The organism is Microbispora sp. CSR-4 (assembly GCF_008033685.1).
Taxonomy (GTDB): Bacteria; Actinomycetota; Actinomycetes; order Streptosporangiales; family Streptosporangiaceae; genus Microbispora.
Map to the genome: position 1 here is coordinate 53029 of NZ_VJVX01000027.1, position 20810 is coordinate 73838.

Consider the following 20810-nt stretch of genomic DNA (forward strand, 5'->3'; position numbering starts at 1 on the left):
TCCGGTGAACGTCCTGTTCCTGATGACCGACCAGCACCGGGCCGACACCCTGGGCGCGTACGGCAACCGCCTCGCCGCCACCCCGGTGCTGGACGAGCTGGCCCGGACCGGGACGCGATTCGACCGCTGGTACACCCCCACCGCGATCTGCACGCCGGCGCGGGCGAGCCTGCTCACCGGGCAGGCGCCGTTCCGGCACAAGCTGCTCGCCAACCACGAGCGGAACGTCGGCTACATCGAGGACCTGCCCGGCGACCAGTGGACGTTCTCCACGGCCCTGCGCGACGCCGGATACAACTGCGGGCTCATCGGCAAGTGGCACGTCGGGCACCACCGGCGGGCGGCCGACTTCGGGTTCGACGGGCCCGACCTGCCCGGGTGGCACAACCCCGTCGACCACCCCGACTACCTGGACTATCTCAAGGCCAACGACCTGCCGCCGTACGAGATCCACGACCGCATCCGCGGCACGCTGCCGAACGGCGGGCCGGGCAACCTGCTCGCCGCGCGGCTGCGCCAGCCGGTCGAGGCGACGTTCGAGCACTACCTCGCCACCCGGGCGATCGAGATGCTGGAGCGGTACGCCGCCGAGCCGAAGCCGTTCTTCCTGCAGCTCAACTTCTTCGGGCCGCACCTGCCGTACATCGTGCCGGACGAGTATTTCGACATGTTCGACCCGGAGCTGGTAGAGCTGCCCAAGTCGATCGCCGAGACCTTCGCCGGCAAGCCGCCGGTGCAGGCCAACTACAGCGCGCACTGGACGTTCGACACCATGCCGCTTGAGGTGACGCGCAAGCTCATCGCGGTCTACTGGGGCTACGTCGCGCTCATCGACATGGAGATCGGCCGGGTCATGGACGCCATGCGGCGCCTCGGCCTGGACGACGACACGGCCGTGTTCTTCACCTGCGACCACGGCGAGTTCACCGGCGCCCACCGGCTGCACGACAAGGGCCCGGCGATGTACGAGGACATCTACCGCACGCCCGGCCTGCTGCGGATCCCCGGCCAGGAGCCCGGGGTCGTCCGCACCGAGTTCGTCAGCCTGCTGGACTGCACGGCGACGATCCTGGAGCTGGCCGGGATCGACCCCGCCCCGGCGGTCGACTCGCGCAGCCTCGTGCCGCTGGCCTCCACCCGCGAGGTGCCGTGGGAGGAGGACATCGTCTGCGAGTTCCACGGGCACCACTTCCCGTACCCGCAGCGGATGATCAGGACAGACCGCTACAAGCTGGTCGTCAACCCCGACTCCACCAACGAGCTGTACGACCTGCTCACCGACCCGGACGAGCTGCTCAACGTCTACAACCACCCCGAGATGGCGGAGGTGCGCGGACGGCTGATGCGGCGGCTCTACCAGGTGCTGCGCGACCGGGGCGACAACTTCTATCACTGGATGACCTCGATGTACGACGTCGGCGACGTTTCCTACGACCCCACGTTGAGCGGGCTTGACGAGGCGACCTACCGATGAGCAGGCGTCCGAACATCGTCATGATCCTGACCGACGACCACGCGTCGCACGCGGTCAGCGCGTACGGCTCGGTCGTCAACCGGACGCCGCGGATCGACGAGATCGCGGACCTCGGCGTCCGGTTCGACAACTGCTTCGCGACGAACGCGCTGTGCTCGCCGAGCCGGGCCAGCATCCTGACCGGCACCTACTCGCACGTGAACGGCGTCTCGACGCTGGTCACGCCGATCGACGCGGCGCAGCCGACGTTCGTGAGCCAGTTGAAGGCGGCCGGCTATCGCACGGCGATCGTCGGCAAGTGGCACATGGGGGACGGCCCGGGGCACAACCCCCAGGGGTTCGACTACTGGGACGTGCTGATCGAGCAGGGGGAGTATTTCGACCCGTCGTTCCTGTCGGAGGACGGCCTGCGGACCGTCCCCGGCTACGCCACCGACCTCATCACCGACATGGCGCTGAGCTGGGCCGACTCGCTCGACGGCGACGACCCCTACTGCCTGCTGATCTACCACAAGGCGCCGCACCGCCCGTGGGAGCCCGACGACAAGCACGCGGGGATGTACACCGACCCCATCCCCGTTCCGTCCACGTTCGACGACGACTACGCGACACGCTCGTCGTCGGCCCGGCGGGCCGCCATGCGGATCGCCGAGCACCTCAACGCCGAGGACCTCAAGCAGGACCCGCCGGAGGGGCTGTCGTACGAGGAGCTGGCGCTGTGGAAATACCAGCGCTACATGGAGGACTACCTGGCCGTCGTCGCGTCGGTGGACGACAACGTCGGCCGGGTGGTCGACTGGCTGCGCGAGCGCGGCGACTTCGACGACACGCTGCTCATGTACTGCTCCGACCAGGGCTTCTTCCTGGGCGACCACGGCTGGTTCGACAAGCGGTTCATGTACGAGGAATCGCTGCGGATGCCGCTCGTGCTGAGCTATCCGCGGCGCATCCCGGCCGGCCAGGTGCACACCGGGATCGTCACGAACGTCGACTTCGCGCAGACCGTGCTGGACGCCGCCGGGGTGCCGCACCACCCCCGGATGCAGGGCCGCAGCTTCCTCGCCGACCTGACCGGCGAGCCGGGCCCGCCGCCCGCGGAGGGCATGTACTACCGCTACTGGGAGCACGACGACGTCTTCCACAAGGCGCCGGCCCACTACGGCTACCGGACGTCCCGCTACAAGATCATTTATTTCTACAACGACGGCATGGGCATCCCCGGCACGGGCGCGTTCACGTACCCGGGCGAGTGGGAGCTGTACGACCTGGAGGCCGACCCGGAGGAGCTGCGCAACGTCTACGACGACCCGGCCTACCGGGAGATCCGCAAGGAGATGAAGGTGCGCATGTGGCACGCCCAGGCGGCCCTCGGCGACGAGCCGCACCCCAGCCAGCCGGTCCCCGAGGGTATTTGATGTCCTGCTGCACGCCCGCCACCCCGGGACTGCCCCAGGAGCCGGTGCGCTTCACCGCGGAGGGACGGCATGCGGTCGAGCAGGTGCGCCTGCCCGGCGGCGAGTTCCGGATGGGCGACGCCACCGGCGACGGCAACCCCGGCGACGGCGAGGGGCCCGTCCACGCGGTCACCGTGGCGCCGTTCTCGATCGACGCCACGACCGTGACGGTCGCGGACTTCGCCGCCTTCGCCGACGCGACCGGCTACCGCACCGAGGCGGAGGAGTACGGCTTCTCCGCCGTCTTCCATCTGGCGATGCGCGCCCACCCCGACGACGTGATGGGGCCGGTGCCCGGCACCCCATGGTGGGTGGGCGTGCGCGGCGCCGACTGGCGGCACCCCGCCGGACGGTTGTCGCAGGCCGAGCCCGACCACCCAGTGGTCCACGTGAGCTGGAACGACGCGATGGCCTACTGCTCGTGGGCGGGAAGGCGGCTGCCCACGGAGGCCGAGTGGGAGTACGCCTCCCGGGGCGGCCTCGACGGCGCCCGCTACCCGTGGGGGAACGACCTGCCGCGGGACGAGTGGCGGGTGAACATCTGGCAGGGCGTCTTCCCCACGGAGAACACCCTGGACGACGGCTATCTGACGACCGCTCCGGTGCGCGCGTTCGCGCCCAACGCGTACGGGCTGTGGCAGACGGTGGGGAACGTCTGGGAGTGGTGCGCGGACTGGTACGCGCCCGACTACTACGTCTACTCGCCCTCGGACAACCCGCGCGGCCCGCTGCGCGGCAGGGCCCGGGTGCTGCGCGGCGGCTCGTTCCTGTGCCACGACTCCTACTGCAACCGCTACCGGAACTCGGCGCGCTCGTCGAACACTCCCGACTCCTCGATGGCCAACGCCGGGTTCCGTACGGTCGCTCTGTGACCGGACGCCCCGCATCGCCGGGTGCGGGGCGTCCGGTGGTTCAGGGGTTCCCCGGCTCAGGTGCTCGGGGGCTCAGGGGCTCAGGGGAGCGTGGCGAGGAACGGCTTGACGGTCCTGGAGAAGTTCCAGTTGTTCGCGGCGTCCCAGTTGATCGACCAGGTCATCGCGCCCCTGATGTCGGGGTAGGCCTGCGCGGGGACGAACGACCCGCAGTCGGTGCGCCGCGCCAGGCAGTTCAGGGCGTTGGTGACCGTGCCGGGGGAGACGACGCCGCCGCCCGCCGCGCCGGGACCGGCCGGCAGGCCGAGCGCGACCTGGTCGGGGCGCAGGCCGTTCTGCAGCTGGATGCAGGCCAGCGCGGTCATGAAGTCCACCGTCCCCTGGCCGTAGACCCTCTGGTCGCAGCCGAGCATCGTGCCGGAGTTGTAGTACTGCATGTTGACGACGGTGAGGATGTCCTTGATGCTCAGGGCGAGCTTGAAATACTCCATGCCGGTCGACTGCATGTCGATGGTCTGCGGGGCCATCATGATGATCAGCCCGGAGCCCGCCTTCGCCCGCAGGTCGCGCAGCGCCTGGGCCATGTAGGTGGCGTTGAGGCCGTTCTCCAGGTCGATGTCGACGCCGTCGAAGCCGTAGCTCTGCATGATCGAGTAGACCGAGTTCGCGAACGCCGTGGCCGCGGACGAGCTCGCCACCTGCACGCGGCCCGCCTCGCCGCCGATGCTGAGGATGACCCTCTGGCCGCGCTGCCTGAGCGCCTGCACGTCGGCCTTGAACTGGGCCTCGGTGTATCCGCCGACGGCGGCGGCCAGGCCGGAGTCGAGGGCGAACGTCACCTGGCCCGGCGTGGTGGTCGCCTCTCCGAACGCGATCGCGACGACGTCGTAGTCGCGCGGCACCTGCGACAGCTTGAGCTCGACGGCGGGGTTGACGAAGTTGTGCCAGTAGCCGGTGAGGATGTGCCGGGGCAGCGCCCCGCCCGAGGAGCACCCGGTGGTCGTGCCGGTGACGGCGGCGCTCGCCGCCGACTCGCCCGCGGAGTTGTACGCCCTGACGGTGTAGGTGTGGGTGGTGCAGGCGCCGAGCGAGCCGATCGTCGCGGTGGTGCCGGTGACCTGGGCCCGCTGGAGTGTGCCCTCGTAGACGCGGTAGCCGGTCACGGCGCCGCTCGACGCGCCCCACGACAGCGAGATCGACGTGCCGGTGGTGCCGGTGACCGAGGGGGCGCCGGGCTGCCCGGGCGTGCCGGTGCCCGCGCCGGTCGTGGCCGAGACGGCGGCGCTCGCCGCCGACACGTTGCCCGCCGCGTCCCGCGCCCTGACCGTGTAGCTGTACGTCGTGCCCGAGGCCAGGCCGCCGTCGGTGTACGTCGTCCCCGTCACGGTGGTGACGAGCTGCGAGCCGCGGAAGACCTGGTAGCCGGTCACGCCGACGTTGTCGGTGGAGGCGTTCCACGCGAGCGACACGCTGCTCGACGTCGTGCCGGTCACCCGCAGGTCGCCCGGGACACTGGGGGCCGTCGTGTCGCCGCCGCTGCCGCCGATCGGCTTCCACAGCGCCGGGACGATCGGCGGCTCCCAGCCGGTCAGCGACGTGTGCGCCTGGATGCACTCGTAGTCGGTGCCGTCGTACGTCACGCGTGCGCCCACGGCGTACCAGGTGTTGGGCGCCCAGGCCGCGTACGCGAGCACCGCGCGGGGCGCGGCCGACGCGGGGGCCGGGCCGGCTCCGACTCCTGCCAGACAGAGGCCCAACGCGAGCAACACCGCGCTGAGCAGCCGTTTCCTCATCAATGCCGTCCTTCCGGGGTGCCGATCGGCGTCCGCGAAAAGGCGTCGGGTGACACGACGGCCGGTCGCGTGACCTTTCCTCTCTTAGGAAAGTTTCCTAATAGTTTTGGCGCGAGCGTAACCCCGGAAAGACGGCCGTACAAGACCCGAACCCGAAGTGGTGGGGCCCGGAATGATGGCTGCACCTGTGATAGTCGCGCCCATCATTACTTCCTGGGCGTCTGCGATCGGGGAGGCCACGTGCACGGAGGCACCGGTCGACGTGCCTCGGCTGGAGCGCCTGGAACACCTGCGCGGGCTGCTGCCCAGCGGCAAGGTCGGCGCACTCCCAAGCTGCTCCTGTTCGCGCGCTCGGGGTTCTCCCCCGCGCTGCTCCGCCTCGCCGACAGACGGCCCGACGTGGAGCTCGTCGACCTGGGCCGTCTGTACGGCGGAGCGTGAGACTCCCGGCTACTTGCCGAAGCCGGCGGTCAGGCCGCTGAGCAGCTGACGGCGGCCGACCGTGTAGAGGATCAGAATCGGCAGGATGGTCAGCACGACGGAGGCCAGAACGGCGGGCACGTTCACGCCGTACGGGCCGCCCTGGAACGCCGCCAGAGCCAGCGGCAGCGTGCGCTTGTCGGGGCTCTGGGTGAGGATCAGCGGCAGCAGGAACCCGTTCCAGACCTGCAGCGCGTTGTAGATCGACACCGTCACCACGGCCGGTCGCGTGAGCGGGAAGGCCAGGCCCCACAGGGTCTTCCACTCGGTCGCGCCGTCGAGCCGCATCGACTCGAACAGCTCCTTCGGCACGTCCCTGATGAAGTTGGACAGCACCAGCACCGACAGCGGGATCGCGAACGCGACCGACGGCAGCACCAGACCCGTCAGAGAGTCGTAGAGGTGCAGCTTGATGATGATCAGGTAGACGGGGATGACCGTCGCCTGCAGCGGGATCGCCAGGCCCATGAGGAACAGCGAGTTCACGCCGCGCAGGAAGCGGCTGGCGCCACTGCTGCGGACGATCGCGTACGCCGCCATGAACGAGAACAGCACCGACGGGATCACGGTGCCGATGGCGACGAGAAGGCTGTTCAGGAAGTACAGCGGGAAGTCCATCTCGATGACGAGACGGTAGTTGTCCAGCGTGGGATCGCTGGGCGGCGCGAACGGGTTGGTCAGGTAGTAGTTGGACTGCGTCTTCAGACTGGTGATCACGATCCAGTAGATCGGGATGATCACGATGGCCAGCCACAGCCAGCCCACCAGCCCACCCAGCCAGTTCGGGCGCTGCCGGCTCTTCGCCGGACGGCGTCCGTGCGCCCCGGACGTGGCGGGGCGCTTGGCCGCCCTCGATGTGTGGGTCGCCGTCACGGTCAGGCCCCTTCCAACTGACTGGCGTAGGGGTCGCGGCCGCCGATGCGGCGTAGCAGCAGCGCCAGGCCGAGGCCCACGAGGACGAGGATGACGCCGATCACGCAGGCCGCGCCCATGAGGTTGGCCTGGAAGCCGCGCTTGTACATGTCAAGCGCGAGCGCGCGGGTGGCGTCGCCGGGACCGCCCTCGGTCAGCACGAAGATCAGGTCGAAGAAGGTCAGGGAGCCGACGAGCATCAGCGTCGAGGACGTGATGATCGTGTACTTGAGCTGCGGCAGCGTGATGCTGAAGAACATGCGGACGCGCCCCGCGCCGTCCAGCTCCGCGGCCTCATAGAGCGAACGCGGAATCTGCCGCACACCGCCCTGGTAGAGGAGCGAGTGGAACGGGATGTACTGCCACGACACCACGAAGATCACGACGCCGAAGGCCAGGCCGGGCTCGCCGAGCCAGTCCTGGGTGAGGAAGTCGATGCCCAGCCCGGCGCCGAGGCCGAAGTTCGGGTCGAGCAGCGCCTTGAAGGTGATCGCGATGGCCGCGGAGCTGAGCAGCAGCGGGATGAAGTACAGCACTGCGAGCAGCTCGCGGTAGCGCTGGTGGCCCGCCAGGAACACGCCGATCAGGATGCTGGCCGGGGTCTGGAAGCCCCAGGAGAGCAGCATGATCAGGAACGTCACCCACAGCGCGTGCGGCAGGCCGGGGTCGGTGAGCACCTGCCGCCAGCTGTCGAACCCGGTCAGCTGGATCTCGCCCAGCGTGTCCCAGGAGGTGAAGCTGAGCAGCAGCACACCTATCAGTGGGATCAGCGCGAAGACGGCGAAGGCCACCAGGGCCGGCACGGCCAACCATGGCAGGACGCCGCCGCCGCGGCGCGAAGCGGCGGCGGGCGACGTCCTTCGAGCGGAAATAGCAGCCATGCTTACTTACCGATGACCGCGTTCATGTTCGTGGCGAAGTCCTGCGGCGAGATCGACAGCTGGAACAGCTTGGCGATGTTGTCGAGCAGCACCTCGGCCGCGGTCGGGCTGAGCGCCTGGTCCCACGACTGGGCGAAGACCTTGGCGTTGCTGGCGACGCCGTAGACGAAGTTCAGGAACTCGGCGTCCTTGGAGCCGGCGAACAGCTTGTCGGAGCCCTTGACGATCGGCACACCGCCGGTCTCGACCCACTGCTTCTGCTCTTCGTCGTCGAGCACGCCGGTGGCGAAGAACTTCTTGGCGATCTCCTTCTGCTCGGGGGTCGCCTTGGAGGAGATCGACAGGTACTGGCCGGGGTTGCCGACGGTGTTGCTCGGGTCGCCCTTGCCGCCGTCGACGCCGGGGAAGTTCATCCAGCCGAGGCCGCCGCTGGAGACGATGTCGCCGCCCTGCTCCTGCTGGATGCCGTACGACCAGCTGCCGTGCAGCATCATCGCGGCCTTGCCGGTGTAGAGCAGCGCCTGGTCGGCGTTGGAGTCGGCGGTGACGGAGGAGAAGCCCTTGATGAAGGCGTTGGCCTTGATCAGCTCCTGCATCTTGGTCAGGGCCTCGATGGAGGCGGGGTTGTTCCAGGCGTCCTTCTCGCCGTCGAAGACGGCCTGGAACACCTCGGGGCCGCCGATGCGGTCGAAGAGGAACTCCAGCCACATCATGTTGGTCCAGCGCGACTGGCCGGCGAGGGAGAACGGCGCGATCCCCGCGTCGTTGAACTTCTTCACCAGGTCGAGGATGTCGCCGTACGACTGCGGCGGCTGCGCCCCGACCTTCTCGAAGACCTTCTTGTTGTAGAACAGGACGATCGGCTGCACGGTCTCGCACGGCATCGCGTAGATCTTGCCGTCGATCGTCGCGGCGCCGAAGGCGCCGGGGAACAGCCGGTCCTTGACGGCGGCGTTCTCGTCGAACCACGAGGTGAGGTCCTCGACCTGGCCGGCCTGCACGTAGCTGCGCAGACCGCCGCCGCCCCAGCCCCAGATGATGGTGGGCGCCTGGCCCGCGCCGATCGCCGTCTTGATCTTCGTCTTGTACGCGTCGTTCTGGACCGTGGTGATCGCGATCTGGCCGTTGGGGTTGGCCTTGTTGAACCGCTCCACCGCCGCGGTGCGGGGGGCTTCTCCGGGCGGGCCCTGGAGGAACCAGTAGGTGGCCTTGCCGCCGCCCCCGCCCCCGTCGCCGCCGGCGGCACCGCCACCGGATCCGCCGCCGGAAGGGGCTGGACCGGACGTGCCGCAGGCCGCCAACGCGGCACCGAGGGGGAGGCCCATGGAGAGGGTGAGGAAGTTGCGGCGGGATGGTGTCCTGGACTCCACGCTGATCTCCGTACGTCGAACGCCGAGGCTGGCCGCGGCTCGTTGAAAAAACTCGGACGCGGCAGGGGGGCGACGTGGATCGGCACCCCGGTGCCACAGTCCACTCCTTCTTGAAGTCAGCTCGTTCGAAACATTTCGACACAAGCCGCGTGGCACGCCAATCTAGATTTGCGATACCTCACTGTCAAGAGCGCTCTCACGACCTCCCCAGCTTGACGTGAGGCGTGTGTAAAGTACCGACGAACAGGCGTCACGCTCGGCGATCACGGTTGACCGAAAGTTTAGCGATAGAACCGCCCCGGACGCCGAAATGTTTCGAAACCTTTTTGAGGAGAGCACATGACGGCCCCAGATCGGACGCACACGGCGGACGGGACGCTCCGGGCATGGCAGGACCGGACACTCCCCGTGGCCGATCGGGTCGAGGCCCTCCTCGCCGAGATGACGCTTGAGGAGAAGATCGGCCAGCTCGGCAGCAGGTGGATCGGCAACGACATGCAGGCGCAGGAGGAGATCGAGCCCGAGAACGCGCTCAATGTGGCCCCCATGCAGGACGTCTTCGCCGCCTCGGGCACGGTGCCTATAGAGGAGGCCGCACGCAATGGGCTCGGCCACCTGACCCGGGTGTTCGGCAGTGCTCCGGTGACTCCGGCGGAGGGCGCGGCCGAGGTGGTGCGGCTGCAGCGCGAGGTGGTGAAGCACTCCAGACTCGGCATCCCGGCGTTGGTCCACGAGGAATGCCTCACGGGTTTCACGACTTATGGTGCGACCGTATATCCGGCCGCGATCGCCTGGGGCGCGACCTTCGATCCCGAACTGGTCGAGCGGATGGCCGCCGCGATCGGCAGGGACATGCGGGCCGTGGGCGCCCACCAGGGCCTGTCGCCGGTGCTCGACGTGGTGCGCGACTACCGCTGGGGCCGGGTCGAGGAGACCATGGGCGAGGATCCGTACCTCGTCGCGATGCTCGGCTCCGCCTACGTACGCGGCCTGGAGAGCGCCGGGATCATCGCCACCCTGAAGCACTTCGCCGGTTACTCCGCGTCGCGGGCGGCCCGCAACCACGGCCCGGTGCCGATGGGCCGGCGCGAGCTGATGGACATGATCCTGCCGACGTTCGAGACCGCCATCGCCGAGGGCGGCGCGCGCTCGGTCATGAACTCCTACTCCGACGTGGACGGCGTGCCCGCCGCCGCCGACCCGTGGCTGCTGACCGAGGTGCTGCGCGACGAGTGGGGGTTCACCGGCACGGTCGTGTCGGACTACTGGGCGATCGCGTTCCTCGCGAAGATGCACCAGGTCGCCGCGGACCACGAGGAGGCCGGGGTGCTCGCGCTGACCGCGGGCATCGACGTCGAGCTGCCCGACACGCTCGGCTACGGCCGGCACCTGGCCGAGCGGGTGCGGCGGGGCGAGGTGCCCGAGGAACTGGTCGACCGGGCCGCGCGCCGCCTGCTCACCCAGAAGGTGCAGCTCGGGCTGCTCGACCCGGACTGGACGCCGGAGGGGTCGGTGGCCGGCGCGGACGCCGTGGACCTCGACTCTCCGGCCAACCGGGCGCTCGCCAGGGAGCTGGCCGAGCGGTCGATCGTGCTGCTCGACGCGGGCGACGCGCTGCCGCTGCTCGGAGAGGGGCGCCAGGGGCCCCGCCGGGTGGCCGTGGTCGGGCCCTGCGCCGACGACCCGCGCACGTTCATGGGCTGCTACGCCTTCCCCAACCACGTGCTGCCCCGCTATCCGAAGCTCGGGCTCGGGCTGGAGGCGCCGAGCCTGCTCGACGCGCTGCGGGCCGAGCTGCCGGACGCCGAGATCGTCCACGAGCGGGGCTGCGACTGGCGGGAGGAGGACCGCTCCGGTTTCGCCGCCGCGCTCGCGGCCGCCCGTGAGTCCGACCTGTGCGTGGCCGTCGTCGGCGACCTCGCCGGGCTGTTCGGGCAGGGCACCTCGGGCGAGGGCTGCGACGCCGAGGACCTGAGGCTGCCGGGGGTCCAGGAGGACCTGCTGGTCGAGCTGGCCGCCACCGGCACGCCGGTCGTGGTGGTCGTGGTGTCGGGCCGGCCGTACGCGCTGGGGCGGGTCAGCGAGGGGGCGGCCGCGCTCGTCCAGGCGTTCATGCCGGGCGAGGAGGGCGGGGCGGCCATCGCCGGCGTCCTGTCCGGCCGCGTGCAGCCCAGCGGGAAGCTGCCGGTGCAGATCCCGCGGACCCCGGGCGGGCAGCCGGGCACCTACCTGCAGCCGCCGCTGGGCTCCGACAGCCACGGCATCAGCAACATCGACCCGACCCCGCTGTTCCCGTTCGGCTACGGCGCGTCCTACACCACCTTCGAGATCGGCGACCTGGAGATCGATGGCGAGGAGGTGCCCACCGACGGGGAGTTCACCGTGTCGGTGCGGGTGCGCAACACCGGCGAGCGGGCGGGCGAGGAGGTCGTCCAGCTCTACCTGCACGACGTGCTCGCGCAGGTGACCCGGCCGATGCGGCAGCTCGCCGGGTTCGCCCGGGTGCGGCTCGCACCCGGCGAGAGCGCGCGGGCGACCTTCACCGTGCACGCGGACAGGACCGCCTTCACCGGCCGCGACCTGCGGCGGATCGTCGAGCCCGGGGACATCGACGTCTACGTCGGCACCTCCGCGTCGGACCTGCCGTGCCGGGGCCGGGTGCGGCTGACCGGCCCGCTGCGCCACGTCGGCCACGACCGGCGGCTCGTCACCCCCGTGGACGTGCGACCGGCCGAGAGCCCCGATCAGGGAGGAACAGATGCCGCCCAGTCGTAGGCGGGCCACACTCGCCACGGTCGCGGCCTCGGCGGGGGTGTCGGTCGCGACCGTGTCGAAGGTGCTCAACGGCCGCAGCGACGTCGCGCCGGAGACGCGTTCCCTGGTGCTGTCGCTGCTGGCGCAGCACAACTACATCGCGCCGCCGCAGCGCCGGGGCGATACCGCGCCCGACACGATCGAGGTGGAGTTCGACGCGGACCTCAACGCGTACTCCACCGAGATCGTCCAGGGCGCGGTGCAGGCCGGGGCCGATCTCGACGTGGCCGTGGTGGTGAGCATCCGGCGCGACGCCGACCGCACGGGAGGGTGGGCGCGTGACCTGGTCGCGGCCGGACGCCGGGCGCTGGTCGCCGTCACCGGCGAGCTGACCGCCGTGCAGCTCACCGCCCTGGCCCGGGCGCGGCTGCCCCTCGTCGTGATCGACCCGCTGAACCTGCCGAGGGCCCGGGTGACCAGCGTCGGCTCGACGAACTTCGCCGGTGGCATGGCCGCGACGCAGCACCTGCTCGCGCTCGGTCACCGGCGCGTCGCCTATCTGGGCGGCCCGGCCACCGCGGCCTGCAACCAGGCCCGGCTGCACGGCTATCGGGCCGCGATGGAGGCCGCGGGCGCGCCCGTCCTGCCCGGGTACGCGCGGGCCGGAACCTTCCACTACCACGACGGCGTGACGGGCGGGGCGGCCCTGCTCGACCTGCCGGAGGCGCCCACGGCGATCTTCGCGGGCTGCGACGACATCGCGCTGGGCGTGCTCGAAGCGGCCCGGGCCCGGGGGCTGCGCGTGCCCGATGACCTCAGCATCGTGGGCTTCGACGACACGCAGATCGCCCGGATGGCCTCGCCGCCCCTGACCACCGTGCGGCAGCCGCTGCGGGAGATGGGCGCCGTCGCGGTCCGTACGGCGCTGCGCCTGGCGGCCGGGGAGCAGGTCGAGTCGCATCACGTCGAGCTCGCGACGGAGCTGGTGGTGCGCGGCTCGACCGCACCTGCGGCGCACACTGGAGGGTGAGCCCCGGGAAGCAATCGGCCGGAGCGAACGTTGCACAGTGCAAACGATGCGGTGCAAACGATGCCGTGCACATGATGCCGTGCAATTGACGCGGGAAAGTTGGTGGTCTCCATGACCGTCCAGGCAAAGGCACTCATCTCGCTCCTGCCCTCCGACCAGGGTGGCCTGCCGCACGAACTGCCCTCCCGCACACAGTCGCTGGTGATCTGCGCCGACGCGGGGGAGTACGGCAGCGGAGCGAGCCATCCCTTCCAGGCGGCGATCACGTCGGACGACGAGGAGCCGCTGATCCCGGGTGACCGCCTGCACGTGGTGACCATCGCGACCAACGACGACGACGCGGTCCTGTATCTGCGCCCCGGAGAGCGCTTCCGCCTGTGGTGCGGCCACGACGTCGGCACCGGCATCGTCTCCCGCCGCGTGATCTGAGCATCCGGCTGATCTGAGGGTCCGGGTGATTCGGGCCTCCGGGTGATCTGAGCGCGCCCTGGCGGTCCGCACCGCGGCCGTGTCCCAGCCGATCACATAGGCTTGAATCGTGCCCGCGACCTGCGGGAACGGGGGCCTGCGCCGCGGGGGGAGGCGGAAGATGGCCGAACAGTCGCTACCACTCGCCGCACACCTGCGGCTGCGCACACACGACGTCGACGAGGCCTGCAGACTGGTCGGGAACGACCTCGGCGTCCACGGACTGCGCCCGGTGGATCCGGAGATCCGGCTCGACGCCCGCCTGAACGGGGTCGCGTTCGACGGAGTCGGGCTCTATTCGCTCGGCTACGGCACGGAGGTGCTGATCACACCGCAGCCGGTGGACGACTATCTGCTCGTCGAGATCCCGCTGAGCGGCGCCGCCGAGGTGTCGCAAGGCCGGGAGCGGATCGTGGCGACGCCCGAGCTCGCCTCGGTGCTGTCGCTGACCCGGCCCATGTGCATGCGGTGGCCCTCCGGGCTCGAGTCGCTGATCGTCCGCTTCGACCGCGCCGCGCTCGAAGCCCACCTCGGCAGGCTCATGGGGCGCACCCCGCGCAGGCCGCTCACCTTCTCCCTCGGCATGGACCTGACCCGGCCGCCCGTACGGTCATGGCTCTCGGTCGTCGAGCTGCTCAGACGGGAGGCCGAAACCGGCGGGGCCATGCTGGAGCAGCCCGTCGCGCTCCGGCAGCTGGAGGGGCTGCTGATGACCCAGCTGCTGCTGGCCCAGCCCAGCAACTACAGCGAGGCGCTGTCGGGCGCCCAGCCCCGGGTCGCACCGACGGCGGTGGAACGGGCCGTCGAGCTGATCGAGGCGCGGGCGGCGGAACCGCTCACGGTGGAGGAGATCGCCGAGGCGGTGGGCGTCGGCGCGCGGGCGCTTCAGGAGGGGTTCCGGCGTCAGCTGGAGACGACGCCCATGAGCTACCTGCGGGAAGTGCGCCTCGACCGGGTGCGGGCCGAGCTCATGGTCGGGGATCCGGGCGCCACCACGGTCACCGACGTCGCCTATCGCTGGGGGTTCGTCCATCTGGGGCGGTTCGCGCTCGCCTACCGCCGGCGTTTCGGGGAGTCCCCGTCGGAGACGCTGCGCCGCGGAACGCGGGATGTTCTCAGCGGGCCGGCAGGTCCGCCCACCAGGTGATCGTGCCGGAGGGCCCGCTCCGGGCGCCGTGCCGGATGGCGAGGGCGTCGACGACGACGCCGCCGCGCCCGCACTCGCCCGGGGCCGCCTCGGCACCCGGCCACACCGGGGCCGCCCCGGCGTCGGTGACCTCGACCCGGATGATGTCGTGATCGCCCTCCGCGCAGCGGAGGAGCCGGAATTCGGCCGGCGGCAGGGCGTGGAGCACGGCGTTGGTCACCATCTCGGAGATCACCAGCACGGCCTCCTGCGCGGCGGTCCCGGGCGTCCCCCAGGCCGTCAGCACGCCGAGCGCGCGGTGTCGTACGGCGCCGACCTCCTGTGGAGTGTGCGGCACCGGACACGTGTATTCGTCGAGGACCGACTCGTCCGTACGGACGTCGGCGCGGTCCATGGTCTGCGAGTTCATCGTGTCGTGCTCCTTGGTCACCAGCGGGCACCTTCCGTGGCGAAGCGCCCCGCCCTTCCATGCGCGGTGCGTCAAACGGTCGGAAAGAGCGTCACTTATCGCAGATTAGGCAGGCCATACGAATGGTCGCTATCCCCAAGGCGAGGGCGGGTATCCGCATAACGAACCATTACCCGGACGCCTGTGCGGGCTCCGGTCCGTACGGGTCCCGCGGGGCCCGCGGGACGGCCGGGGCCGCCGGGAGACGGGAAAGGTCAGTGCGCGGGCGTCGGCTTCGGGGCGCTCAACCGCTGACGCCGGAGCTGCTCGGCGAACTCCCTGGCCATCGCGAGCTGCTCGCGCAGCCTGTCGGCGCGTTCCGCGACCGCCCGCTCGAAGAGCTGCAGCCGGGCGACCAGGCCGGGATCGTCGTCGCCGCGCGCGAGCCGGTCGGTGATCTCCAGCAGGTCGCGCATCTCCTCCAGCGTGAACGCCAGCGGCTTCATCCGCCGGATCATCGCCAGGCGCTGCACGTCCTCCTCGCTGTAGAGCCGGAAACCGCCCTGCGTGCGGGCGGGCACGACCAGGCCGACCTCTTCGTAATGGCGGATCGTGCGCAAAGACAGCCCGAGCCGCTCGGCGACCTCGCCGATCTGCACCAGACCTTCAGGCATCGCTCCGCTCACCTTTCCTACCCCCCGCGGTCAAAGCTCTCGCGGGTACGTCGCCACTCACGGCCTACCGTTACGTACGGGTGGAGTTTCGCAGAACAACGCCGGTTCCCACCGCGACGGCGCGCCCGGCGAGGGGGAAGGTGCCAGGCGGGCCGTGCGGTGGCGTTGACGCCTGCGATGGGTGAGCACGCGGCGAAGCGGAGTCCCACCGCAAGCGGGCCAGACTCTACTCTCACGGAAGGTTATGGAGCAATGATCTGGGAGCAGGAGCTCGATCAGTAGGTGCTGGGCTCCGGCTTCTCGACGTTCCACGTGACCGTGCCGTCCGGCTGGACGCACCTCCGGCGGACCCGGGTGACCAGCTGCGTCGGCAGCTGGAGCGCCGCCACCCAGGACCCGTTCCTACTCCGCTCGAAACAGATGTTGTCGCCGTTGACGACGACCCGGTCGGCGGTGAGGGTGCGCTGGAACCCGCTGTACATCCTGACGCGGTAGACGGACATCGTCCTCCTCTCCACGTGCGATCCCGTGTGGCCGGACCCGCCGCGCAGGACGTTCCCACGCGAGCGGGCCCCGGCGGGCGGCGAGGCCGCCCGGATACCTGGCCTTCCGGCGGTCACGACGCGGGGCGCGAGGACGGGACGTCGTAGGAGACGTCGGCGGGACGGTGGCGCGTCGGCCGGGAGAACCATGTGACCAGCCTCACCCTACTCTGACGTCAGAGTAGGCAGTCCCCGAGGGGACGGCCGTCAGCTCGTCAGCAGGCCGACGCCGAGGGTCAGCACGCCCGCCGCCAGGCAGAGCGCGCCGAGCCAGAGCAGGACGATCAGGCGGTTGGGCCGGGTCACGTCCCGTCCGATGGACGACAGGAAGAATCCGGCGGACATCAGCACGGCCGCGAGCGGCACGCCGAGCCGGGCGGTCCACAGGGCGGCACCGTCGAGACCGGTGGCGTCGGCGAAGAGGAGGCCCACCAGCCCGAGGATGACCAGCACCCCCGCGTGCGCGTGGCCGGCTCGGGCGAAGGCCTGCTGGAAGGGCGTCATCGGCACCGCGCCGCGGACGATCCGGGTGAGGAACCACCCGCCGAACTCGATGGTCACGATGGTCAGCAGGACGGCGCCGGCGATCATCTGGGTGGGCTGGCTGAGCTGCAGGGGGGTCATGGCTCTCCTTCGATGTGGGGGGTGGGATGGACGTCAGCGGCCGGTGCGCAGGGCGGCCTCGGGAAGGCCGAGCGTCCGTGAGAGCTCGGCCAGCTCCGCCTCGAACAGGTCGCCCTCCTCGTCGCCGACGATCCGTGGGAGGCCGAGCGACTCCAGGCAGACCATGCCGTAGAGCCGCATCCAGCAGCGGGTGAAGGCGGCCGCGGCCGCCGTGGAGGGCATCGTGATCTCCAGGATCCGCACGAGCCGTTCGGCCAGCGGCTCGATCCGGGGCTCGCGGGGCCAGGCCGCGGGGGATGCGTTGCCGTAGTCGCGCCAGACTCCGGCGAAGATCTCGCCGAACAGCCTGCCCACCTGGCCTCGCGCCCGGCGGACCGTCGGGTTCTCCTCCTCCGGCGGGGAGACGACCAGGGAGAGGTGGAACTCCCGGGGGTGCTCGACCCCCCAGCGCCGCAGCGCCCTGCTGGCGGTCACGAGCCTGCCCGCCGTGTCGGCCTCGTCCACCTCGGCCACGGCGGCGGCGACGAACTCGGTGAGCTCGTCCAGGATCGCCAGGATGACCGCGTCGAGGAGGGCGCGGTGGCTGTCGAAGTAGCGGTAGACCCCGGGCGGGGTCATCCCCATCTCCCGGGCGACCGCCCGGATCGTCAGCGCTTCGACGCCCTGGGTCGTCAGGATCTCGCGGCTGACCGAGATCAGCTCCCGCAGCGTGGCGTCGCGCACCCTCTGACGTCGTGAAGGACCGGTCGTCGAGGTCGCCTCCATGGGCCTGTCTCCCTTCTTTTGTTTACACATGTTAACTGTAGCGTATTGCATTCGCTAGTGCGTCTGTGCGACGCTTCGGTTATCGACATTCGCGGTGATTGCCCGCCCGACCCCTGGAGGCTCCCTTGACCACCTACTCCGGCACCACGCTGCGCTCCAGGCCCGCCGCCCCCGCTGCCACACCCGCCGCCTCTCCCCGGGCCGGCGCGGCGGACCGCGACCACGCGGTCGAGCTGCTCGCCGACGCGTACGGCGCCGGCTATCTGACCAAGGAGGAGTTCGACGAGCGCCTCGGCCTCGCCACCCGCGCGCGGCACCACGCCGAGCTCGACGCGCTCCTCGCCGACCTGCCGCCCCGGCTGCGTACGTCGAGGGACCGGGCGCGCGGCCCGGCCCGGAAGGCCAGGGCGGCCAGGCTCGGGGTGCGCATCCACGCCGGCGTCTATGCCGGCACGTCGCTCCTCATGGTGGCCGTCTGGCTCGTCGTCGGCCGGTCGACCGGCTCCTGGTATCCGTGGCCGATCTGGCCCGTCCTGGGCTGGGGCGTCGGCGTGCTGGGCCACGCCGTACCCGTGACGCTGGCCACCCGTGCTCGCGAGCGCCGCGAGGCGTTTTAATTCAACTGCTTGACTTACCTCGCCGGCATGGATGAACTTGCACCGGGCCGGGTGGCCTTTCGTTCGGTGAACCGCGCAGCGGTTCCGGTGCGGTGGTGAGGATGGCCGTGTCCAGGATGGCCGGGTGAGGATGGCCGGGAAGGTGCGAGCCGAACGGGTCGGTGCGACCCGTGAGCGGATCCTGTCGGCGGCGGAGCGGCTGTTCGCGGAGCACGGCGTGTCCGCCGTGTCCAACCGCCAGGTCAGCGAGGCGGCGGGGCAGGGCAACAACGCCGCGGTCGGCTACCACTTCGGCACCAAGGCCGATCTCGTGCGCGCGATCGCCCGCAGGCACGCCGAGCCGGTCGACCGGATACGCGAGCGGATGCTGGCCGGCATCGGCGACTCCGCCGACGTACGCGACTGGGTGGCCTGCCTGGTCCGCCCGGTCACCGAGCATCTGGCCGCCCAGGGCACTCCGACCTGGTGTGCCCGCTTCATCGCCCAAGTGGTGACCGATCCCTCGCTGCGCGCGATCATCGCCGAGGAGACGCAGGGCTCACTGCGCAAGGTGATGGCCGGGTTCCACCGCTGCCTGCCCGAGCTGCCCGCCGGCGTCCGGGCGGAGCGCGGCGACATGGCGTGGCATCTGATCACACACGTGTGCGCCGAACGCGAGCGCGCTCTCGCCAAAGGCGCGTCCACGCCGCGGCCGAGCTGGAACGACACGGCGACCGGACTGATCGACGCGCTCGTCGGGCTGTGGCTGGCGCCCGTTTCCGGCGACCCGTAGCCTCACCTCGCCGGGCGCATGCCCGTCTTGTCGTCACCGCACCCGGCGACGCCGAGCAGCCACCGTCCGGCCGCGGCCAGGCGGGCCCGGACCGCGTCGCGCAGCAGCAGCCAGGCGATCCAGCCGACGGCGAGCACGGCCCAGTAGGAGATCAGCCGATAGAGCGCCACGACGGCCGCCGCCATGGTGCCGGTGGTGCCCGCTCCGACGAACGTGGCGGCCATGCCGAGCTCGGTGACGCCGAGCCCGCCGGGGATGAACGCGACCGTCGCAGCGATCTTGCCCGCGACGTAGCCGAGCAGCACGGTGTGGGGCCCGAGCCCGACTCCCGCGGCCGCGCACACGGCGGCCAGGCAGGCCACGTCGAGAAGCCAGTTGGCCAGCGCCAGGACGACGAGGACCAGCCGGTCTCTGCCGGTCGGCCTGATCGCGTCGCCGGCCGAGAGGATCCGGCAGGCGCGGCGCCGGTGTGGGTCGCGCCGGTGTGGGTCGCGCCGGTGTGGGTCGCGACGGTGTGCGCCGTGCCGCCGCCGGCGCAGCCGCACCAGTGCGAAGACGGCCGTCGCGGCGGCGGCCAGCGCGATCAGCGCGGGCATCCGGGTCGCGTCGCCGCCCAGCAGCGCGACCAGCCCCAGCAGGGCGAAGGTGGTGGTCGAATAGACGGCGCTGAGCGCGAGCGTCGCGGCCGACAGCGACGTGGACGCGCCGAGCCGGCCGAGCTCGCGGATGGTGAAGGCGACCGAGAGCACCGGTCCGGCGGGCAGGGAGCTCGACACGGCGTTGCGGGCGTACGTGACGGCCATCGAGCGCGGAGTGGTGAGCCTGACGCCCCCGCTCCTGAGCAGACGGCGCAGCAGCGCCGCGAAGAGCCGCATCGAGAGGGCCTCGGCGAGCACGGCGACGGCCAGCCAGCCGAGGTTCACCCCCTGTATCGAGGCCCAGACCGCGTCCGGATCGGGGATCCGGTCCCTGAGCGCGAACAGCGCCACCCCCGCCACGGCGACCGCGGCGACGCCTCTGAGCCGGCGCGCTGTATGGGTGACGGAGACAGGGGACATGCGCGGATTCTTCCGTTGCGCGGGCGGGGCGTAATGCGCGTTTAAAGCGACTGACTTAGGTTAGCATCGCGGTTTGCCCAGCTCCGGGGCGGCTCCTACCCCGTGACCGGCCCGGACGGGCCGGTCGTCCGGTCACTCGCGGAGGTCCATCACCATGATGGAACCCCAGTCGCCCCGGCGTTCCTCCGTGAAGCCCATCGCCCGATAGAACGCGTACGCGCCCGGGTTGCCGCTGCCCACGCCCAGGTGCAGGCCGGGCACCCGCCGTGCCCGCAGCGCGTCGAGCAGGGTGGTCATCAGCCGCCTGCCGAGCCCGGCGCCCTGGCCCCTGGGCAGGATGTCGATGTGCAGATGCGCCGGATAGCGGTCGTACAGCTCGTCGTGCCGGGGCCGCGACCGGTGGATGTGGGCGACGCGCTGCCAGTCCTGGCTGCCGTCCGCCGGATCGGTGGCCAGCTCGATCGGATAGCGCTCCCGCAGCGCGGGCCACCAGTTCTCCTCCAGCCAGGTCTCGAACGCGAACGTGTCGGCGGTCGCGACGATGTAGCCGAGGACGCCGCCCTCGTCGGCGGCGACGAACGTGAGCGCGGGATCCGCGACCGGGTACGGCCCGGCGTAGACGTGCGCGAGCAGATCCGGGTCGTGGTAGAGCCCGGTGGCGTCCCTGCCGGAGTCGCCGGTCCGCAGGCACACCCGATACATGCCCGGCAGGTCGAACGGCCGGAACGGACGGAT

20 protein-coding genes are annotated in these 20810 nt (G+C 70.8%); 9 read left to right on the forward strand and 11 right to left on the reverse strand.

Features of this window, described 5'->3' with window-relative positions; all coding sequences use genetic code 11:
- Positions 1–4 precede the first annotated feature (4 nt).
- Genes FLV34_RS20660 through FLV34_RS20670 form a run of 3 tightly spaced genes read left to right on the forward strand, consistent with a single transcriptional unit; the run spans position 5 to position 3800 of the window.
- On the forward strand, positions 5–1474 hold the full coding sequence (locus FLV34_RS20660; RefSeq protein ID WP_260617467.1) for a sulfatase-like hydrolase/transferase: 1470 nt from the start codon (positions 5–7) through the stop codon (positions 1472–1474).
- Positions 1471–2889 carry a sulfatase gene (locus tag FLV34_RS20665; RefSeq protein ID WP_147943825.1) on the forward strand — a complete coding sequence of 473 codons (1419 nt, stop codon included), beginning with the start codon at positions 1471–1473 and terminating at the stop codon, positions 2887–2889. Before FLV34_RS20660 ends, FLV34_RS20665 begins: the two co-directional genes overlap by 4 nt.
- Positions 2889–3800, forward strand: coding sequence for a formylglycine-generating enzyme family protein (locus tag FLV34_RS20670; RefSeq protein ID WP_185949066.1), 912 nt, complete (start codon positions 2889–2891; stop codon positions 3798–3800). The genes FLV34_RS20665 and FLV34_RS20670 overlap by 1 nt, the downstream gene beginning before the upstream one ends.
- 80 nt (positions 3801–3880) lie before the next feature.
- Here FLV34_RS20670 and FLV34_RS20675 read toward each other — a convergent pair whose 3' ends face one another.
- The 4 genes from FLV34_RS20675 to FLV34_RS20690 form a co-directional block, all read right to left on the reverse strand.
- Positions 3881–5593 (reverse strand): glycosyl hydrolase family 18 protein, encoded by a 1713-nt coding sequence (locus FLV34_RS20675; RefSeq protein WP_147943826.1) that lies wholly within the window; start codon positions 5591–5593, stop codon positions 3881–3883.
- Positions 5594–6043: 450 nt separating this feature from the next.
- A complete protein-coding gene (locus FLV34_RS20680) occupies positions 6044–6946 on the reverse strand; it encodes a carbohydrate ABC transporter permease (RefSeq protein WP_142650834.1) in 903 nt (300 codons plus the stop codon).
- A 2-nt stretch (positions 6947–6948) separates the two neighbouring features.
- Positions 6949–7788, reverse strand: a complete 840-nt coding sequence (locus tag FLV34_RS20685) for a carbohydrate ABC transporter permease (protein ID WP_260617465.1) — start codon at positions 7786–7788, stop codon at positions 6949–6951.
- A gap of 80 nt (positions 7789–7868) precedes the next feature.
- Entirely contained in the window at positions 7869–9236 is a 1368-nt protein-coding gene (locus FLV34_RS20690; protein ID WP_261985850.1) for an extracellular solute-binding protein, read from the reverse strand.
- Between the two features lie 339 nt (positions 9237–9575).
- Between FLV34_RS20690 and FLV34_RS20695 the strand changes: the two genes are divergently transcribed.
- The 4 genes from FLV34_RS20695 (at position 9576) to FLV34_RS20710 (ending at position 14635) form a co-directional block, all read left to right on the forward strand.
- Positions 9576–12011 (forward strand): glycoside hydrolase family 3 N-terminal domain-containing protein, encoded by a 2436-nt coding sequence (locus FLV34_RS20695; RefSeq protein WP_142650831.1) that lies wholly within the window; start codon positions 9576–9578, stop codon positions 12009–12011.
- Positions 11995–13020, forward strand: a complete 1026-nt coding sequence (locus FLV34_RS20700; protein ID WP_142650830.1) for a LacI family DNA-binding transcriptional regulator — start codon at positions 11995–11997, stop codon at positions 13018–13020. The genes FLV34_RS20695 and FLV34_RS20700 overlap by 17 nt, the downstream gene beginning before the upstream one ends.
- Positions 13021–13131: 111 nt before the next feature.
- Positions 13132–13449, forward strand: a complete 318-nt coding sequence (locus FLV34_RS20705; RefSeq protein ID WP_147943827.1) for a hypothetical protein — start codon at positions 13132–13134, stop codon at positions 13447–13449.
- 160 nt (positions 13450–13609) lie between these two features.
- Positions 13610–14635 carry an AraC family transcriptional regulator gene (locus tag FLV34_RS20710; protein ID WP_142650827.1) on the forward strand — a complete coding sequence of 342 codons (1026 nt, stop codon included), beginning with the start codon at positions 13610–13612 and terminating at the stop codon, positions 14633–14635.
- On the opposite strand, the gene FLV34_RS20715 is transcribed toward FLV34_RS20710, so the two are convergent.
- The 5 genes from FLV34_RS20715 to FLV34_RS20735 form a co-directional block, all read right to left on the reverse strand.
- On the reverse strand, positions 14604–15065 hold the full coding sequence (locus FLV34_RS20715) for an ATP-binding protein (RefSeq protein WP_205830914.1): 462 nt from the start codon (positions 15063–15065) through the stop codon (positions 14604–14606). The two genes, FLV34_RS20710 and FLV34_RS20715, sit on opposite strands and share 32 nt — an antisense overlap.
- 233 nt (positions 15066–15298) lie before the next feature.
- Complete coding sequence (locus FLV34_RS20720; protein ID WP_147943828.1) at positions 15299–15697, reverse strand: MerR family transcriptional regulator; 399 nt, start codon at positions 15695–15697, stop codon at positions 15299–15301.
- Positions 15698–15972: 275 nt separating this feature from the next.
- On the reverse strand, positions 15973–16200 hold the full coding sequence (locus FLV34_RS20725; protein ID WP_142650824.1) for a hypothetical protein: 228 nt from the start codon (positions 16198–16200) through the stop codon (positions 15973–15975).
- Between the two features lie 246 nt (positions 16201–16446).
- Complete coding sequence (locus FLV34_RS20730; protein WP_142650823.1) at positions 16447–16863, reverse strand: hypothetical protein; 417 nt, start codon at positions 16861–16863, stop codon at positions 16447–16449.
- A 33-nt stretch (positions 16864–16896) separates the two neighbouring features.
- Positions 16897–17628, reverse strand: a complete 732-nt coding sequence (locus FLV34_RS20735; RefSeq protein ID WP_187280678.1) for a TetR/AcrR family transcriptional regulator — start codon at positions 17626–17628, stop codon at positions 16897–16899.
- A 125-nt stretch (positions 17629–17753) separates the two neighbouring features.
- On the opposite strand from FLV34_RS20735, the gene FLV34_RS20740 reads away from it, so the two are divergent.
- The gene (locus FLV34_RS20740; protein ID WP_222709569.1) at positions 17754–18245 is read left to right on the forward strand and encodes a DUF1707 domain-containing protein; all 492 of its coding nucleotides are present in this window, start codon (positions 17754–17756) and stop codon (positions 18243–18245) included.
- Between the two features lie 130 nt (positions 18246–18375).
- Positions 18376–19017, forward strand: coding sequence for a TetR family transcriptional regulator (locus FLV34_RS20745; RefSeq protein WP_147943843.1), 642 nt, complete (start codon positions 18376–18378; stop codon positions 19015–19017).
- 2 nt (positions 19018–19019) lie between these two features.
- Here FLV34_RS20745 and FLV34_RS20750 read toward each other — a convergent pair whose 3' ends face one another.
- Together FLV34_RS20750 and FLV34_RS20755 are read right to left on the reverse strand one after the other, a co-directional pair.
- A complete protein-coding gene (locus FLV34_RS20750) occupies positions 19020–20075 on the reverse strand; it encodes a YbhN family protein (RefSeq protein WP_142650820.1) in 1056 nt (351 codons plus the stop codon).
- Between the two features lie 132 nt (positions 20076–20207).
- Positions 20208–20777, reverse strand: a complete 570-nt coding sequence (locus FLV34_RS20755) for a GNAT family N-acetyltransferase (protein WP_147943831.1) — start codon at positions 20775–20777, stop codon at positions 20208–20210.
- Positions 20778–20810: the final 33 nt, after the last annotated feature.

Bases quoted from the DNA above. Each gene is read 5' to 3' on its own strand.
- FLV34_RS20665 (WP_147943825.1), top strand. From the start codon at position 1,471: ATGAGCAGGCGTCCGAACATCGTCATGATCCTGACCGACGACCACGCG.
- FLV34_RS20670 (WP_185949066.1), top strand. From the start codon at position 2,889: ATGTCCTGCTGCACGCCCGCCACCCCGGGACTGCCCCAGGAGCCGGTG.
- FLV34_RS20675 (WP_147943826.1), bottom strand. From the start codon at position 5,593: ATGAGGAAACGGCTGCTCAGCGCGGTGTTGCTCGCGTTGGGCCTCTGT.
- FLV34_RS20695 (WP_142650831.1), top strand. From the start codon at position 9,576: ATGACGGCCCCAGATCGGACGCACACGGCGGACGGGACGCTCCGGGCA.
- FLV34_RS20700 (WP_142650830.1), top strand. From the start codon at position 11,995: ATGCCGCCCAGTCGTAGGCGGGCCACACTCGCCACGGTCGCGGCCTCG.
- FLV34_RS20705 (WP_147943827.1), top strand. From the start codon at position 13,132: ATGACCGTCCAGGCAAAGGCACTCATCTCGCTCCTGCCCTCCGACCAG.
- FLV34_RS20710 (WP_142650827.1), top strand. From the start codon at position 13,610: ATGGCCGAACAGTCGCTACCACTCGCCGCACACCTGCGGCTGCGCACA.
- FLV34_RS20720 (WP_147943828.1), bottom strand. From the start codon at position 15,697: ATGCCTGAAGGTCTGGTGCAGATCGGCGAGGTCGCCGAGCGGCTCGGG.
- FLV34_RS20725 (WP_142650824.1), bottom strand. From the start codon at position 16,200: ATGTCCGTCTACCGCGTCAGGATGTACAGCGGGTTCCAGCGCACCCTC.
- FLV34_RS20730 (WP_142650823.1), bottom strand. From the start codon at position 16,863: ATGACCCCCCTGCAGCTCAGCCAGCCCACCCAGATGATCGCCGGCGCC.
- FLV34_RS20735 (WP_187280678.1), bottom strand. From the start codon at position 17,628: ATGGAGGCGACCTCGACGACCGGTCCTTCACGACGTCAGAGGGTGCGC.
- FLV34_RS20745 (WP_147943843.1), top strand. From the start codon at position 18,376: ATGGCCGGGAAGGTGCGAGCCGAACGGGTCGGTGCGACCCGTGAGCGG.
- FLV34_RS20750 (WP_142650820.1), bottom strand. From the start codon at position 20,075: ATGTCCCCTGTCTCCGTCACCCATACAGCGCGCCGGCTCAGAGGCGTC.
- FLV34_RS20755 (WP_147943831.1), bottom strand. From the start codon at position 20,777: ATGTATCGGGTGTGCCTGCGGACCGGCGACTCCGGCAGGGACGCCACC.